This window comes from Mucilaginibacter sp. KACC 22773 (assembly GCF_028736215.1).
Classification (GTDB): Bacteria; Bacteroidota; Bacteroidia; order Sphingobacteriales; family Sphingobacteriaceae; genus Mucilaginibacter.
The window spans coordinates 4943454-4959919 of sequence record NZ_CP117883.1 but is presented as its reverse complement, the minus strand read 5'-3'; the positions used below and the strand labels follow the sequence as shown (position 1 = coordinate 4959919).

Sequence of the window (16466 nt, the reverse complement as noted above, 5' to 3'; positions counted from 1 at the left end):
CAAAATTATATTTGTACTTACTTTTATACAAGTACTTACCCTAAAGTATGTATCCATATGACGCAAATTAAAGAAGCATCAACCATACAGGAAAATAAACAAACCGCATTTAAAGAGTGCCCGGTAACCTATGTAATGGAACGCATTGGCGGGTACTGGAAACCTATTATTTTATTTCACCTGCTAACCGGCGGCAAGCGCTACAGCGAGTTAAAAAAAGCAATACCTACCATAACCGAAAAGGTATTGATACAGCATTTGAAACAATTGGAAGCCGATAAAATCATCGTCAGGGAGGCCAGGCCGGTGGTGCCACCGTATGTAACCTACAGCCTTAGTCCGTCGGGTCAGGGCCTGAGACCGGTAATGTATGCCATGGCAACCTGGGCGGTTGAAGACAGCGAAGCTAACGGTACTGCTATTTATAAAAATATGGGCACTTTTCCGGGTATAGCAGAATTTGTTGAGGGGTAGATCATCTTTTGCGGTAAACAAGACACCCTGCATTTCCCAAATTTAATCCTTGATTTTGCTCTTGCCTTATTATGTCGTCATAAATTCTAAATTTGCCCATCAATTGTCTTGTCCTGAAATAGGTTGACAGTATAGTTAACTTAAATAATCAGGAAAAATGACAAAAAGTAAGCGAAAAGTAATTCGGTACAGTATTAGCTTTAAACAAAAAGTAGTCAATGAGATTGAACAGGAGGGTCTGCAGATCTCAGAAGCAAATCGTCGTTATGGCATAGGTGGGGCAGAGACGATAAACAAATGGCTTAAAGAATTAGGGAAACAACATTTATTAAATACGGTAATTAGAGTGGAAACGAAAGATGAGAAAGACCGGCTGTTGGAGTTAGAGAAAGAGGTCAAGAAGTTAAAATTAGCTTTGGCAGATGCCTATTTGTCAAGAGATTGCGCAGAGGAAGTGATCAGGCAGGCAGGTAAACTATACGGGACAGATTTAAAAAAAAAGTTTGGCACAGCAGCATCGGATTCCTCCGGAAGCGATACGCGCTAAGTGAGCTATGTAGCTATTTCGAAGTAAGCAGGAGTGGTTATTATAAAGCCGTAGAGTCAGCGGATAAGAAACTGTTAAATGAGCAGTTGGTATTGTCGCTTATACATGATGTACGTAGGCGTCACCCGCGTATAGGAGGCAAGAAGTTGTACTCCGTTTTAAAGGGTGATCTGAAGCAAGCGGGAATAAAGCTTGGCCGGGATAAGTTCTTTGAGTTGTTGGCGCGGAACGGTTTATTGGTAAAGAGGCGTCGTAAATATATCTCAACGACAGATTCTTACCATCGTTTTAGGGTATACAGGAACTTGTTGAAAGATAAACTGCTGCATAAGGCGCACCAGGGTTGGGTTTCGGATATTACCTATATCCGAACAAAGGATGACTTTGTGTATCTGTTCCTGATCACAGATGCCTACTCACGGAAGATCGTGGGCTGGCATTTATCGGATAGTTTAAAGATAAAAGGAGCTATTAATGCTTTGAAAATGGCCATCAGGCAATGCCCGGATACCAAAGACCTGATTCATCATTCAGATCGCGGAATTCAGTATTGCAGTAAGGATTATGTAAAGCTGCTGAAGAAGGCCAAAATAAAGATCAGCATGACTGAGGCGAACCATTGTTATGAAAATGCTACAGCCGAGCGGATAAACGGCATTCTAAAGCAGGAATATGGCTTAGATGAAGCTTTTACATCTGAGGGCAATGCGGTAAAGGCAGTAAAAGAAGCGATATGGTCGTATAATACGGACCGGCCACACTGGTCACTGAATTTAGCAACCCCGCAGCAGGTGCATATTGCTGCTTAAGTTATTAACAAGCAACAGGAAATTTTAAAAGAAAAAAAGAAGCAAAAAAAGAAAAGGGTGTTAATAAGTCGAAAACTCTACGAGTTTCCGACTTATTAACACCTCAAGTAACAAACAATAAAGTGTCTACTTTTTTCAGGACATGACAAATAAATCCGACATCGAACATCCGAATTCTCAAATCATATGAAAACTATCCTCATTAAAGCAGCAACAATAGTTAACGAAAACAGGCAATTTGTAGCCGACTTGTTGGTGAAAGATGGCTTGATTGACCGGATAGCCCCACAAATTGATGCCCATGCAGATGAAGTTATAAATGCCGAAGGCCTTTACCTTTTCCCCGGCTGCATTGACGACCAGGTACATTTTCGCGAACCTGGGCTTACCTACAAGGCCGATATTCATTCCGAATCCCGGGCAGCTGTAGCGGGCGGCATCACATCGTTTATGGAAATGCCCAATACGGTACCCAACACATTAACACAAGAGCTACTGCAAGATAAATACGATATAGCATCGCGTAACTCACTGGCTAACTACTCATTTTTCATGGGTGCATCTAACGACAACCTGGAACAGGTACTGCGCACCGATGTAGCCAACGTTTGCGGTGTTAAAGTTTTCATGGGCTCGTCAACGGGCAATATGCTGGTAGATAATCCGCAAACTTTGGATAACCTTTTTGCTAACTCGCCTATGCTGATAGCGGTGCATTGCGAGGATGAGGCTACTATTAAAAGCAACCTTAACCACTACAAACAGCTGCTGGGCGATAATATACCTGTTACACTTCATCCGAAGATCCGTAGCGCCGAGGCTTGTTACCTGTCGTCGTCGCTGGCGGTGGAGCTGGCTAAAAAGCATAACACACGCCTGCATATATTGCATATTTCAACCGGGCTTGAAACTCATCTTTTTGACAACACCATTCCGCTAAAAGATAAACGCATTACTGCCGAGGCCTGTGTGCATCACCTATGGTTCACCGATGCCGACTACGAAACAAAAGGCAACCTGATTAAGTGGAACCCGGCTGTAAAAAAAGAAAGCGACAGGGACGCTATTTTGCAGGCTGTTTTAGATGGCCGTATTGACGTAATTGCCACCGACCACGCCCCGCATACCATCGAAGAAAAAGCGCAGCCCTATTTGCAGGCCCCATCGGGTGGCCCCTTGGTGCAACACGCCTTGCCTGCTATGCTGGAACTTTACCATCACGGCAAAATTAAGCTTGAACAAATAGCCGAAAAAATGGCCCATAACGTTGCTGCCTGCTTCCAGATTGACAGGCGCGGCTTTATCCGCGAAGGCTACTGGGCCGACCTGGTTTTAGCCGACCTGAATAATCCCTGGAACGTGAACAAGGCCAATATCTTATATAAATGTGGCTGGAGCCCGTTTGAAGGCACTACTTTCCGCTCGCGGATAGCTTACACCTTGGTGTCTGGCAATGTTGTATATGCTAACGGGACCCTCGCGGAAGGTGAAACCGGTAAACGGCTGAATTTTAACAGGTAGTCTGAATCAGAATTTACAGAATTAGAGAATTAACAGGATAAAAGCTGCCATGGTAAATTCTGGACATTCTTAAATTCTAAAAATTTTGATTCAGATAGACAAAAAACGAATCACGCAGAATTTTTGTTGGGGGATAAAAAAGTATTCTTTGTAATGTAAAATCGGATCAGTGGGATTTCAGTATTTTTAGGGAGAGGGCTCTGAAAGCAAAAAATCGATAATTTTACTGATTTACAGGGTTTTGATACTGATTGATATCGCTTTAGTCGCTCTGCCTGTACAAATTTCGAACCTTTTTCTGCCTGATCTGAAGCTAATGGCAAAATTTGGTTCTATAATCCATCCTTCAATATTTTTGATTTAGTATGCAAAAAATGAAAGTCAATTAGAGTGTATTCACTGATATTGGATTTTTAATTAAATTTAACTAATGGATAAGCGATTGAAAAACCTGGAAATTAAGTTACCCGATAACTGGAATGATATATCTGAAGACAATCCTAACGGCCCTCCAACCTTTATCGATGATACAATTGATAATTCAGGGGTGTTGCAAATTTAATTGAGCTGTCAAAGAATATGGGAGTAAAAAATGATTTTGGAGAATTACAAAACGAAATATCCGGAAAATGTGGTTACGGTATCTTTGACTATGCACAATTTTCTAATCCCCAATTTCCTTACGCTTCAATCGGGCATATATCCGATGGGCAGAATTTCATCTTTGCTACATTTATTTGTTCAATAGCTCCAGATCGAAAGCATGTAGACAATGTAGTTAATATTTTGATTTCTATTAAAAAAAAATATTGGCTGGCATCCTTGTTTGGATGACAGTGGCTCAAATCCTGTTAATCCTATAAAATCCATAAATCGTGTTCAACAAATAAGCCCGATGAATTACTTCAACGGGCTTCCTCACTATAACTATTTCCCCCCCAGAAAATGATGTGATAAGGTCGTATATTTTCTAATTACTCAGCGTTTATAGTTTACAACAGGTTTTGTTGAACAAACATAACTTATATATAAGGTTTATGAAATACCCCGAAATAGGTATTTATGAGAAATAATACCCGGCTAATTGAGGTTCGGGAGGTCTGTTTGCCTGATTTTGATAATTAGAGATTGAAAAGACACAGCATCTGCCAAAACTGAGTACATTTGCGGTTTGTTAAGTAAAAGTAATGGCTAAAGTTTCTATCAACCTGGCAACAGGCTCGCTGCAAAAAGAGGATATCATAGTGGGTATCGATCTGGGTACTACCAATTCGCTGGTGGCTTTTATTAATCCCGATAAGCAACCGCATGTTATAAATGATACGGGTAAAGGCGTTTTGGTACCCTCAGTTGTCCATTTTGGCTCCACGGGAGATGTTTTGGTAGGTAATGAGGCTAAAGAATATTTGATAACCGACCCGCAAAATACCGTTTTTTCGGTAAAACGCTTATTGGGGCGCAGCTATCATGATATCGAAAATTATAAAGATTTTTTCTCGTACAAGGTTATTGATGATGATACCGAGAGCCTGGTTAAAATAAAGGTTGGCGATAAATTTTATACGCCTATTGAACTATCGGCCCTGATACTAAAAGAGTTGAAAGCCCGTGCCGAACATGCCCTTAAAACCCCGGTTAACCGTGCGGTAATAACAGTACCCGCTTATTTTAACGATTCGCAGCGCCAGGCCACCCGCGATGCAGGTAAACTGGCCGGGCTGGATGTTTTACGCATTGTAAACGAGCCAACGGCAGCAAGTTTAGCTTACGGGATTGGCCTTGACCCTGAAGAAGTAAAGACCATAGCCGTGTATGACCTGGGCGGCGGTACGTTTGATGTATCGATACTGCAAATCCAAAACGGGATTTTTGAGGTATTGGCTACCAACGGCGATACCTTTTTAGGCGGCGACGATTTTGACCGCATTATTGTTGATTACTGGATTGAAAAAAACAATCTGGATAAAGCCGAAATAATAGCCAATAATGAGCTTGCCCAGCAATTGCGCCTTAAAGCAGAGGAAGCCAAGAAAGCATTTGCTCATCAAAGCCTGTTTAACGAAAAAATAGGCGAAATATGGTGTACGCTGGATAGGAACACGTTTGAGGAACTGATTATGCCCAAAGTACAGCAAACCATTACCAGTTGCCAAAACGCGCTTAAAGATGCCAAACTGACCATAGCAGAAATTGATGAAGTGATCATGGTAGGCGGATCAACCCGTACGGCGTTGGTTAAAAAAATGGTGGCGGAGTTTTTTAACCGCCCTGTACATGATGATGTTAACCCCGATGAGGTGGTTGCATTAGGCGCGGCCATACAGGCCGATATACTGGCCGGTAACCGTAAAGATATTTTATTGCTTGATGTTACCCCATTATCCCTCGGTATCGAAACAATGGGCGGTTTGATGGATGTAATTATCCCCCGCAACAGCAAGGTGCCTACCAAAGGCGGCCGGCAATACACCACATCGATAGACGGGCAGGTGAATATGAAAATTGCCGTTTACCAGGGCGAGCGCGACCTGATCAAAGAAAATCGCAAGCTGGCCGAGTTTAACCTGAAAGGCATCCCAAGTATGCCCGCCGGTTTCCCAAAAGTAGATATCAACTTTCTGCTGAATGCCGATGGCATCCTGACGATACAGGCTATTGAATTGCGCAGCGGGGTTAAACAGGAAGTAGAGGTAAAACCCACCTACGGCATTACCGACGAACAGGTAGAGCAAATGCTGATGGATAGCATTACCCACGCCAAAGAAGATGTGGCCGAGCGTATGCTGATAGAAGCCCGTACCGAAGGCGAACAGATGGTTTACACCGTGGAGCGGTTTTTGCAAAAGAACGGCAGCTATGTATCGGCAGAGGAAACTGAACAAACAATCAGTTATATAACCGCTTTGAAAAATGCCATTGCTACCGGAGATAAAGACCTCATTTTGAAAAGTATAGACGAAGTAAATGAGTTTACCCGGCCATTTGCCGAACGTCTGATGGATCAGGCAATTAGCACTGCGATGCGTGGCAAGAGTATTGAATAATATACAGAACGACACTTTATAGATGAGAAGAATTACAGCAGTACTTACATTTTTGGCCCTGGCGGCTGTTTTTTTACAAGGTTCATTTAATAAAGTTTATGCCGCCGGTTTTATAATCCGGAACACAAAAGACACCATAAAAAATATTGCCGCACTTGATACCGCACGTTACGATTCATTGATGAAGCGGATGGCCAATGGCGACAAAACGGGGCGCTGGCCTGTAAAAAACGCACCATTGCCATTGCCTGGCGCTATTTTGCCTTTTAATAGGGTAGTAGCTTATTACGGCAATATGTACTCCAAAAATATGGGTGTTTTAGGCGAGTACGAGCCTAAAGTTATGATGGATAAACTAAAGGCCGAGTGCAAGGTTTGGGAAAAGGCCGATACCCTTACCCCCGTAATACCCGCCCTGCATTACATTTGCGTAACTGCCCAGGCCGATGCCGGCCGTAATGGCTTGCATAACCTGCGAATGCCTTTTAGCCAGATAGATAAAGTAATAGCCATGGCAAAAACCATGAACGCCCTTGTTTTTCTTGATCTGCAGGTTGGTTTCAGCACCGTACAAACCGAGATTCCCAAACTTGAAAAATATTTGCTGATGCCCAATGTACATTTAGGCATCGATCCGGAGTTTAGTATGAAAGAGGGGAGTGTGCCCGGCAAGCGCATTGGCACATTTGATGCCGACGATATTAACTATGTATCCAAATACCTTGCCGGGCTGGTAAATAAAAACAACCTGCCGCCTAAAATTTTTATCATACACCGCTTTACCAAACGCATGGTAACCAATTACAAAGACATCAAACTAAGCAGCGAAGTTCAGTTGGTGATGGATATGGACGGCTGGGGCGGTCCCGACCTTAAAAAAGGAACCTACAAATATTTTATTGCTGCCGAGCCTGTACAATTTACCGGCTTCAAGCTGTTTTATAAAAACGATATCAAAAACGGCCCTAAACGAATGCTAACACCTAAAGAGGTTTTGGCACTGAAACCGAGCCCTGTTTATATACAGTATCAGTAGTGAGTGGTGAGTAGTGAGTGGTGAGTGGTGAGTTAGCTGCCGCGAGGTTTTACCTCGTGGTGAACCATGGTTTCAGCTTTCAGCTGAAATTACCAGGCATTCTGCCCATTCTAAAATTCTGTAAATTCTGATTCTGATATTTGCGATAGGGATAAAAGCGGATACCGGCCTGTGAATAAGGCCTGTGCAGTATGAGCGGTTAGCCCGGGCCGAAGGCATCGCCCTTACTGTTAAAACATTACCATTTTCTTGATTTTTATATATAGGGTATGCTTTATATGCTTTTCAAATGATATATTAGCCTACCTAAATAATCATAATGAAGCCATTTTGTAAATATCTTCTGATCCTTTTAATTGTTTTGGCGGGGAAAATATCTTCGGCCCAGATTACTATGCAGTGGCAAATGGGGATGAGCATGCAGATGCAAATGAGTATGATGGCCAGGATGCATTCAGATGGCAACCTTAAATATAAGTTTTTTGTAACAATGGCGGATAGCAGCCGGAAAGAAGTAACCTCAACCATATTAATGGATAAAAGCACGCATAAAAATTATTTGTTATATGTAGATAAGAGTCTGCCAAAAGGTGATACAAACCGAAACCAACGGATATATCCCAATCAAACAATAAGTATCGAACGTAGTAGTCCCCTGATAGTTGATTTGAGGGCGCCTGTAAATACTCCGCGCGAAAAATTCTATAAAGGAATAGCTAAAGATAGTTGCTGGATGTTTAAGGTTTTATCGGGCAGTATTAATGTATACGCGTGTTTAAGTTTCGAAACTGATCGGTATTTTGACGAAGGAACGATAGTTGGAATCCAATTGCACGATGATGGCCCCATTGTAAAATGCACCGAGGAGAACTTAAAACAGATGGTGGGAAATGATATTGATGCATTGGAAAATATCCAGCGAAAAAATTATGTAAAGGCAATAAATAAATATAACCGTAACAGGAGGAAAGAAGCTGAAAAGGCAGCTGGGAAATAAATAGCGAGCGTCTGTTTGGATCAAAGAAATGATTACGGAAAAAGCGCCTCAGTTCAAGGCGCTTTTTTATGTAATAACAAATTTTTACAATTTGCCAATGGCTTCCTGCTCTCTTAGCGCGGTAATGTTATTTTTATCGCTGTAGCTTTCGGTTTGGCTGGCAAAGTCTTGCAGGATGCTGGCAATAGTGTCCAGGTTATCGGCAACACGCTGGTGCATGTCGGGCAAATCTTTTTCCAGGCGTTTATCGCCAAGGTCAATGTTATCTACTTCTATTTTAGCCAGTTTGGTGATGATTGCCTGCTGGCTGTTTTTTAAATCTTCCAGTTCATGGACAATTTTCTCCATCAGTCCGAATTTCTTTAGCTTATCCATAAGTTGTGTTTTTTAATTGTTATATCTACTCAACCTCAAATAACAAAAATTGTTTACCATTTGGATATTTGATATATAACTAATAATTTAGTTTAAAATAACTAATGTATTAGTTGATATGAAGAATATAATAATCTGCCTGTTTTTAGCGTGCTTAATTAAACCTGCAATTGCCCAGCAAAACACCGTCGCAAGTGATGCTTTGCTGTTAGATTACTACCAAAGCCAGCGGTTTGCCGAGGCTGCCGACCTGTTAAAGCAAACTTATCCGGAGCCTGTAACCGATATAAAAATACTGGGCAAACTGGCCTACACATCGCAAATGGCCGGCAAGCTGCCCGATGCCGAGGGGTATTACCAACGCATGTATGTGATAGATTCTACCAGTAAGGCGGTGCTTTATAGCCTGGGTTCTATCAATTTAAGGCGGGGCAATCATGTTAAGGCATTAATGTACTACCAGGTATTAGCTCAAAAAGATTCGACCAATTTTTATGTTTTTAAACAGCTGGCAAAAATTAGCCAGGATAAAAACGACCTGGATAAGATGACCATGTACCTGCAAAAAGCCAATAAGCTAAATCCGGCCGATGCGGATGTGACATCGGACTTAAGCGATATGTACGTGAACCTAAAGCTTAACACGCAGGCCGAAAAGGTACTGGACGGGGCCATAAGCCAGGACCCCGAAAACATTGTGCTGTTGCAAAGCCTGCTAAAACTTTCATACGCCGAAAAGAAATATGATGTAGTAAAAAACACCTGTCTGAAACTGATAGCGGCCGGGGCCGATAATGGTTTGGTATTAACTAAACTGGAATCGGCCTATTACAACCTGAAGCAATATGAATGCAGTATTGATGCTTTTAAACGGATCCCGGAAGTAAGCCAATCCGAAACCAGCTACTATATTGCCGCGCTGGCTTATAAAGAACTCAAAGATCAGCCTATGGCGATTGAAAACCTGGGCAAGGCTATTGAAGCAGGAATATCCCCCAATATTAGCGATTATTATACCGAAATGGCCGACAGCTATGACGTGCGAAAAAAATACAAAGCGGCTATAGCGGCCTATGAAAAAGCCCTTCAATTTGATGAGAAGCCGATAATTTATTACCTGATGGCTACGATGTACGATGGATCGCTCAAAAACAAAAAAATGGCCGTTAAGTACTACAAAAGATTCATGACCAGTAAACCAACCGTAAAACAGCAAAAGTATGTAAGCTATGCCATGGCGAGGGTTACAGAGCTATCGCGGTAGGGGTTTGCTTAATATCCTTCAGCAAAAAGAGCAGGGAAATTGTGCGATTCCTTCCTTGGGGAAGGGGAGGTAGGGGTTAAATCAGTCGTTCAAGCAACTTTGCAATTCGTCGCTCTGCAAAACCCCTCCCTGCCTTTGCGCTCATTGCCGGCCGCACCCCTCCCGTCGGGAGGGAATAAAAAAAAAGCGCGTATCTACTACCTATTCATCAACCGGGCTACGTACTTACCTATAATATCAAACTCCAGGTTCACTACCGATCCTTCGCGCACGTTGTGCAGGTTGGTGTGCTCAAAAGTGTAGGGTATAATGGCAACCGAAAAGCTGTTTGCACGTGAATTTACCACGGTAAGGCTGATGCCATTTATGCAGATAGAGCCTTTTTCGACAGTTACATTGCCGCTAGCGGCATCATATTCAAAGGTGTATTCCCAGCTGCCGTCAAGCGCCTTAAACGCGGTACAAACGGCGGTTTGGTCAACATGGCCTTGTACAATGTGGCCATCCAGGCGGGCGTTCATTTGCATGCAGCGTTCCAGGTTTACCGGTTCGCCAATTTTAAGGTGCGACAGGCTGGTTTTATTCAGCGTTTCTTCAATAGCGGTAACCACATGCAGGCCGTCGGCTACGGCCACTACAGTTAGGCAAACGCCGTTGTGCGCTACCGACTGATCGATTTTTAACTCGTGCGCAATGGCCGATTCAACCGTGATATGTAAATTACTCTGATCCTGTTTCAGATCGGTTATTTTTCCTAAAGTTTCTATAATGCCTGTAAACATAAAGCGAAGCCCCCTACCCCCCTGAAGGGGGAATTTTTTGATTGACAAAGCTATAATTATACGGCGGTTTGTTTGTCAGTTTAAAATGAATTTATTTGAAATTGCTGGCGACATCCAGCCGCTTATTGCGAAGGTCGTTGCCACCTTCGATAACCGATTTTAGGTTGGCGAGGTAAAATGTCCAGCCTATCTGGCATTGTACAAACAGGTTTTTTGACGGGTCGCTTTCCTCCGGGATGTTTTCCTGGGTTAATTCGAGAACGGTTAACCCATACTTGCTTTGGATATCAACGGTAACAATGCTACCACCCGAGAAAGTGAACTTCAGCAAATCGGAGCCATTGTTTTCAAGTACCTGTCCATTCTCTACGGCGGTATCATCAAAACCATGCCAGTACCAGGAATAGGTATCTTCTTTTTTGATAAACTCGTCGGGTTCGCGCAGGCGGCCGGCAATGGCATAAAAATCGGCCTTGCGTAAAAACCATTTTTCGAGGCCGGCCGAAGTGGCCCATGCCTCATAAATGCTGCGTACATCGGTGTCAAAATCCGCAGTAATTTTAAATTTACTCCATCTTTCGTCTGCCATGGGTTTAATTATTTTAGGTTGTAGTTGGATATAAAAATAACAATATTACTTTACGCTTGTATAATAAATGCTGAAAGCTTAAGGCAAAAAGCCGAAAGCTATAACCCTTAAAAAAATATGCCCAAACAAAGTGCTGGAATACTGCTTTACCGCAAGTTTAACGATGTATTACAGATTTTCCTGGTTCATCCGGGCGGTCCGTTCTGGAAAAATAAGGATGACGGTGCATGGTCAATCCCGAAAGGCGAATATGAGAGCGACGAAGACCCGCTTGCAGCTGCCAAACGCGAGTTTTACGAAGAAACCGGGCAATCTATCGATGGCGAATTTATTGCCCTGAAGCCCATCAAGCAAAAAAGCGGCAAAATAGTACAAGCATATTTGGTGGAAGGAGATATAGATGCCCACAATATTAAGAGCAATTTATTTGAAATAGAATGGCCACCAAAAACTAGCAAAATGCAGTCGTTTCCCGAAGTGGATAGGGCAGGGTGGTTTACTGTTGACGAAGCGAGGGTAAAGATTAATGTGGGGCATGTGGGGTTGGTGGAGCAGTTGATGCAAGTAGTGAATAAATAGTTTTGCAACTATTACAGTATGTTGGCATTTACATAAACATCCGCTTAAACGCTGGCTACTACTCACCCCGGCTCCGCTACGCTGGCCGACCCTCCGGCTTACGCCGCAAAGAGTGTGAAACTCATTTTTTATTTTTTGCTCCTCTATGCGACGCAGCCGGAGAGAGGGGTGACGGGCGTAGCCTCGTCGGGGTGAGTCTTCGCCGCCATGCCCTCCGTCAAACAATTTTCACGTTTTGCCCTTATCCTTTTACCTTTCGCCTCAAATATTTAACTTAGTACAATGAAGTTTTTCAAATACATTCCCGCCGTTTTATTATTGATTACCATAGCATCATGTAAGCCCAAACCAAAGGCAGTAAATACCCCGGTTGTTGGTTTTGTTGATGCTTTTGAAGATGCAACCATATCCCAGGCCCGTACCGGCTTTACCGATGCCTTAAAAAAAGAGGGCTTTAGCGAAGACAAGAAAACGGTACAGATAGAGTACCGCAACGCCCAGGGAAATATCCCCACCCTCACCCAGATTACCAATTACTTTGTATCCGAAAAGGTTGACCTGCTGGCTACCTGCACCACTTTGGCTACCGTAACCGCCTTGCAAAACACCAAAACCATTCCCGATTTTGCAATGGTATCGCCTGTACCCGAAAGAATGAAACTATTGAATGATAAAGGTGAGGCTCCTGCAAACCTGTTTGGTGCTTTGGAGGACCTTAATTATATCGATACGTCGTTCTCTATCATCCCCAAATTGCTGAAGCCTAAAGGGGCTAAATTGGTTATCGGGATGATTTATAATCAAGCTGAACCGCAGTCGGCAGATGCGCTTAACCGGATTAAATCATTAGCCGAAAAGCAAAACGTAACCATTGTTGCTTTGCCGGTAAACACATCGGCAGATGCCCAGCTGGTTACACAATCGTTGTTAAGTAAAAATATTGATGCCTTTTTTGCCAACCCAGATAATACCGTTTTTGCATCTTTTGAAACCATCCTGAAAAGCTGTAACGAAAAAAATGTCCCTATTTTTACCAGCGAAGCCGGTTTGGTACAACGCGGCGCTGTAGCCGCTTTTGGTGCCGATATTTACCAATGGGGATACCAGGCAGGCGTACAGGCAGCTCAATACTTAAAAACGCACAAAACCGACGGCCTGAAATGGGAAATGGTAAAAGTGAGGAAACGGGTATACAATCCCGCTGCGGCAAAAAAATATAACATTACTGTACCAGCAAACTTCGAGGCTGTTAAATAATCACTTTACCGTAAATTAGCTTTCAGCCTTATGCATTAAGCTTTCAGCTCCAAAATATGGATTTTTACCTTACCGCTTTATTGCAGGGATTGTGCTTTTCGGCCATTGCGCTGGGAATTTATATCTCGATGAAGATTTTTAATATTCCTGATATCACCACCGATGGCAGTTACACTTTGGGCGGTGCTGTTACGGCTGTAATGCTAAGTCACCATTTATCACCGTACCTTATTTTACCTACGGTGATCATAGCGGGCGGCCTGGCCGGAGCTTTAACGGGGCTTATTCATACCAAGCTAAAAATAAATGCTTTACTGGCCGGCATCCTGGTCATGACAGCCTTGTACTCAGTCAATCTTACTATCATGGGCCGCTCCAATGTGCCGCTTATAGGTACGGCTTCGTTGTTCTCGCTTTTAAACATCGTGGCCGATCCTAACCAGAACACATTTATCCTGCTCTCTGTCTTCGTGGCAATAATAACCTTACTTATTGGCTACCTGCTCAAAACAGATTTCGGCATAGCCATGCGTGCAACCGGCAACAGCGAATCGATGATCCGTGCATTGGGTGTTAATACCGATAGGATGAAAATTACAGGCCTGGCGCTGGCCAACGCACTTACGGCACTCAGCGGATACCTCATAGTGCAGTTCCAGGGTTTCGCGGATATCAGCATGGGCATCGGGATAGTGATTGTAGGTTTAGGTTCGGTGATCATTGCCGAAACGCTCATCAACTGGTTTCGTATTACCAAAGTATGGGTTAGTTTGGCCCTGGTTTTGGCAGGGGCCCTGATATTTCAGCTGGTATTGGCCTTTGTATTGGCCATTGGTGTTGATGCCAATTTGCTTAAGCTGGTTACCGCCGCGTTTGTATTGTTAATTGTTAGTCTTCCCCGTTTATCATTCAATAAAGCCTCATGATAGCTATAAACAATGTACATAAGGTTTTCAACAAGGGAAAGGCCAACCAGGTAAACGCGGTTAATGGTATCACGCTCCAAATTAAAAGCCAGGAGTTTTTGGTGATAGTAGGCTCCAACGGATCGGGTAAAACCACGCTGCTCAACCTTGTTGCAGGCAGCGTTATGCCGGATAACGGCACAATTACTATTGATGATAACGATGTAACCAAACTGACCGATTATAAACGCAGCCAGTGGATAGCCCGTGTTTTTCAAAACCCAATGAGTGGCACGGCATCAGAGCTCAGCATCCTGGATAACTTCCGCCTGGCGGCTATTCGTACCAGGCCTAAAGGTTTATCTATCGGCATCAATGATAATTTTAAGCGCGAAGTAAAAGAGAAAATTGCCAGCCTGGGCATGGGGCTCGAAAATAAAATTGAACAATCCATGGGCACGCTATCGGGCGGACAAAGGCAGGCCCTTACGCTATTAATGAGTGTAATGGATAGCTGTAAGGTTTTACTGCTTGATGAACCTACGGCAGCGCTCGACCCCCGATCGGCCGATGTTGTGATGCGTACGGCAGATAAGCTGATCAGCGATTTTAAACTAACCGCCATATTGATCACTCATAATTTAAAAGACGCCTACACCTATGGCACACGAATAATACAAATGGGGGAGGGTTTGGTAATCAATGATTTAAATAAAAAAGAAAAGGCCGCATTAAAACAAAATGATCTTTTTGGCTGGTTTGCTTAAAAACTGGCAGAGTAATTGTAATGGTTTTAGTACCATGAAAAACAATAATTTTGAAAATATCCTCGACGCCTACCAGTTGGTAGCGGGAGCAAAAATAAAAGGAAAACAACAGGACGAAATTTTCGAGCTTGGAACCTATGATGCCATTAAACGCGGCTATACCCTTTACCCGCTCGATCACGGTGTTAGATACGACGATTTTAGCGTACTGGTATCTGAAAGGGAATTGAAAAATAATTTTATGATTGAAAGCGGTAAGGTAAATACCGCTATCGCGGCGTAGTTACCTGTAGTATTTGTCATGCCGAGTAGTTAAATCTGGCGTTGAATGGTTCATTACAGCGACTTAAAAGGCTATCGTTTATCCATATTTTTAATAAAGAAAATTGTCATTTCGATAGCTTGTGGGGAAAAGAGGGGCGCGAAAGAGAAATCTTGAACGTCCTGCATCCAAACCAGGCTTATCGGAATGCAGAGCGTTCAAGGTTTCTCACTCGTACCTCGTTTCGAAAATGACAACGGGTTTATTAATTGATGAGATCCAAAAGATTTGTATACAGTTCGCCGTTCGACGGACGGTTGTAGTAGTTATTATTAGAGATTTAGCCTAAATTTTCCTCCCAATCCCCCATTTTGCAAATTCCCACTTTAATTGTAAATTTGTAAAAAAATAAATGATGCTGTTTAAAAATTCATTCTGTAAAACTATAATGTGGCCCATGGTGCCGCAGCAGAAGGGTTATGCATCAATCATACGCATCTCCACCCCGGTATAGTAACCATACTTTTTATACCGAAACATTTTTATTACACATCATTATTTATTACAACAAGTGCTGAGTTTTAGCACAATTTTATACAATACAAAATTTATGGACACTTATTATACTATCGAAGAAAAGTATTTGCAGGCCGTGGATAAACTCTCTTATGGTAAAACTACCAAAGGGCTTAAATTACTGAACGAAATTATCAGCAACGATCCTTTATACGCGCGTGCCCATCACCAATTGGGTATGTTATACTATTACGAAGTTAAAGATTACCAAACCGCGGGCTACCATTTTAAAACCTGTATGGAACTGGAACCTTCATTTCCGGATAACTATACACATTATCTTGATTTGCTTGTGTTTTTGAATATGGAAAAACTGGTAAACAACGTATCTGTTAAAGCCTTGAATACCCCGGGAGTTGATACCGCCGAAGTTTACAGCCTGCTTGGCTTATTCCACGAAAAAAGCAAAGACTGGACAAAAGCCTTAATTAACTATCAAAAAGCCTTTATGGAAGTAACCGACCATAACGACAAAATTGATATTGAGCAAAGCATCAAACGTATCCGCTCAAAAATGAAGCACACGCTGGCTTATACTTACCAGATAACGGAGTGAGGTTAAAGGCGAAAGGTCAAAGGTGAAAGAGCAAAGGTCCGACATAGAAGGACAAAAGCAAAAGGTATACTGTATAGCAGTATACCTTTTTTTTTTAACCCTTTTCAGTTTTAACCTTTCGCCTTT

Annotated in this window: 19 protein-coding genes; 16 read left to right on the top strand and 3 right to left on the bottom strand. The window is 42.7% G+C overall.

Annotated elements, in window-relative coordinates; genetic code table 11:
* Positions 1-57 precede the first annotated feature (57 nt).
* The 9 genes from PQ469_RS20265 (at position 58) to PQ469_RS20225 (ending at position 8428) form a co-directional block, all read left to right on the top strand.
* Positions 58-474 carry a winged helix-turn-helix transcriptional regulator gene (locus PQ469_RS20265; protein ID WP_274209308.1) on the top strand — a complete coding sequence of 139 codons (417 nt, stop codon included), beginning with the start codon at positions 58-60 and terminating at the stop codon, positions 472-474.
* 157 nt (positions 475-631) lie between these two features.
* Complete coding sequence (locus PQ469_RS20260; protein WP_274209199.1) at positions 632-1021, top strand: transposase; 390 nt, start codon at positions 632-634, stop codon at positions 1019-1021.
* On the top strand, positions 952-1830 hold the full coding sequence (locus tag PQ469_RS20255) for an IS3 family transposase (protein ID WP_337993766.1): 879 nt from the start codon (positions 952-954) through the stop codon (positions 1828-1830). Before PQ469_RS20260 ends, PQ469_RS20255 begins: the two co-directional genes overlap by 70 nt.
* Before the next feature lie 186 nt (positions 1831-2016).
* Positions 2017-3351, top strand: a complete 1335-nt coding sequence (locus PQ469_RS20250; RefSeq protein WP_274209307.1) for a dihydroorotase — start codon at positions 2017-2019, stop codon at positions 3349-3351.
* Between the two features lie 430 nt (positions 3352-3781).
* Positions 3782-3913: a hypothetical protein gene (locus tag PQ469_RS20245; RefSeq protein ID WP_274209306.1), complete on the top strand. Its 132-nt coding sequence runs from the start codon at positions 3782-3784 to the stop codon at positions 3911-3913.
* 17 nt (positions 3914-3930) lie between these two features.
* A complete protein-coding gene (locus tag PQ469_RS20240) occupies positions 3931-4185 on the top strand; it encodes a hypothetical protein (RefSeq protein ID WP_274209305.1) in 255 nt (84 codons plus the stop codon).
* 353 nt (positions 4186-4538) lie between these two features.
* Positions 4539-6395 (top strand): Fe-S protein assembly chaperone HscA, encoded by a 1857-nt coding sequence (gene hscA / locus PQ469_RS20235; RefSeq protein ID WP_274209304.1) that lies wholly within the window; start codon positions 4539-4541, stop codon positions 6393-6395.
* A 22-nt stretch (positions 6396-6417) separates the two neighbouring features.
* Positions 6418-7431 carry a hypothetical protein gene (locus tag PQ469_RS20230; protein ID WP_274209303.1) on the top strand — a complete coding sequence of 338 codons (1014 nt, stop codon included), beginning with the start codon at positions 6418-6420 and terminating at the stop codon, positions 7429-7431.
* A 319-nt stretch (positions 7432-7750) separates the two neighbouring features.
* Positions 7751-8428, top strand: a complete 678-nt coding sequence (locus tag PQ469_RS20225; protein WP_274209302.1) for a hypothetical protein — start codon at positions 7751-7753, stop codon at positions 8426-8428.
* 84 nt (positions 8429-8512) lie between these two features.
* Here PQ469_RS20225 and PQ469_RS20220 read toward each other — a convergent pair whose 3' ends face one another.
* A complete protein-coding gene (locus PQ469_RS20220; protein ID WP_090653013.1) occupies positions 8513-8803 on the bottom strand; it encodes a hypothetical protein in 291 nt (96 codons plus the stop codon).
* Between the two features lie 118 nt (positions 8804-8921).
* Here PQ469_RS20220 and PQ469_RS20215 point away from each other — a divergent pair, with 118 nt between their 5' ends.
* Positions 8922-10067, top strand: coding sequence for a tetratricopeptide repeat protein (locus tag PQ469_RS20215; protein WP_274209300.1), 1146 nt, complete (start codon positions 8922-8924; stop codon positions 10065-10067).
* Positions 10068-10264: 197 nt separating this feature from the next.
* Here the strand turns inward: PQ469_RS20215 and PQ469_RS20210 are convergent, their stop codons facing one another.
* Together PQ469_RS20210 and PQ469_RS20205 are read right to left on the bottom strand one after the other, a co-directional pair.
* Complete coding sequence (locus tag PQ469_RS20210; protein ID WP_274209299.1) at positions 10265-10849, bottom strand: riboflavin synthase; 585 nt, start codon at positions 10847-10849, stop codon at positions 10265-10267.
* Positions 10850-10940: 91 nt separating this feature from the next.
* Positions 10941-11438, bottom strand: a complete 498-nt coding sequence (locus PQ469_RS20205; protein WP_090653010.1) for an SRPBCC family protein — start codon at positions 11436-11438, stop codon at positions 10941-10943.
* Between the two features lie 117 nt (positions 11439-11555).
* On the opposite strand from PQ469_RS20205, the gene PQ469_RS20200 reads away from it, so the two are divergent.
* From PQ469_RS20200 to PQ469_RS20175, 6 genes are all read left to right on the top strand, one after another.
* Positions 11556-12017, top strand: a complete 462-nt coding sequence (locus tag PQ469_RS20200) for an NUDIX hydrolase (RefSeq protein ID WP_274209298.1) — start codon at positions 11556-11558, stop codon at positions 12015-12017.
* Between the two features lie 282 nt (positions 12018-12299).
* Positions 12300-13274 (top strand): ABC transporter substrate-binding protein, encoded by a 975-nt coding sequence (locus PQ469_RS20195; RefSeq protein WP_274209297.1) that lies wholly within the window; start codon positions 12300-12302, stop codon positions 13272-13274.
* A gap of 56 nt (positions 13275-13330) precedes the next feature.
* Positions 13331-14200 (top strand): ABC transporter permease, encoded by an 870-nt coding sequence (locus PQ469_RS20190; RefSeq protein ID WP_274209296.1) that lies wholly within the window; start codon positions 13331-13333, stop codon positions 14198-14200.
* Positions 14197-14946: an ABC transporter ATP-binding protein gene (locus PQ469_RS20185; protein ID WP_274209295.1), complete on the top strand. Its 750-nt coding sequence runs from the start codon at positions 14197-14199 to the stop codon at positions 14944-14946. The genes PQ469_RS20190 and PQ469_RS20185 overlap by 4 nt, the downstream gene beginning before the upstream one ends.
* A gap of 34 nt (positions 14947-14980) precedes the next feature.
* Entirely contained in the window at positions 14981-15229 is a 249-nt protein-coding gene (locus PQ469_RS20180; protein ID WP_274209294.1) for a hypothetical protein, read from the top strand.
* A 589-nt stretch (positions 15230-15818) separates the two neighbouring features.
* Positions 15819-16340, top strand: a complete 522-nt coding sequence (locus PQ469_RS20175) for a tetratricopeptide repeat protein (protein WP_090653004.1) — start codon at positions 15819-15821, stop codon at positions 16338-16340.
* Positions 16341-16466 lie beyond the last annotated feature (126 nt).